This window comes from Paraburkholderia sp. RL17-373-BIF-A, from assembly GCF_046030175.1.
GTDB lineage: Bacteria > Pseudomonadota > Gammaproteobacteria > Burkholderiales > Burkholderiaceae > Paraburkholderia.
Genome location: NZ_JARESO010000493.1, coordinates 1 through 316 on the forward strand (window position 1 = coordinate 1; position 316 = coordinate 316).

Here is a 316-nt window from a genome sequence, read left to right on the forward strand (position 1 = left end):
GCAAACCCTGTCGGCTGCTTCCCACAACACTGTCAGCGACTGGCGTACCGCCTCGTCGTACAGCCGGTTGCGCTCCCGCGTCCCCTTTGCCGCGCCAGGCTCTTCCCGCAGCAGCCGGATGGCGTGTTTGCGGTGGTACCCGGTCAGAGCCACGAACTCATCGAGAATCCTGATCCGGTCACTGAACGTCGCGCTGCCATAGCGCAATTGCAATGCTGCGACCAACTCCTTGCGTGTCGTCATGCTGATTTGCCTCGTCACCTCATGCCGCTCCCGCCGGACAATCCGACGAGTAGCAAACTACGTGAGGCAACAG

At 61.7% G+C, this 316-nt stretch carries 1 pseudogene; it reads right to left on the minus strand.

Features of this window, described 5'->3' with window-relative positions:
- Window positions 1-243: pseudogene (locus P0D80_RS51515) on the minus strand (transposase); the annotation flags it as partial.
- Between the last annotated feature and the right edge of the window lie 73 nt (window positions 244-316).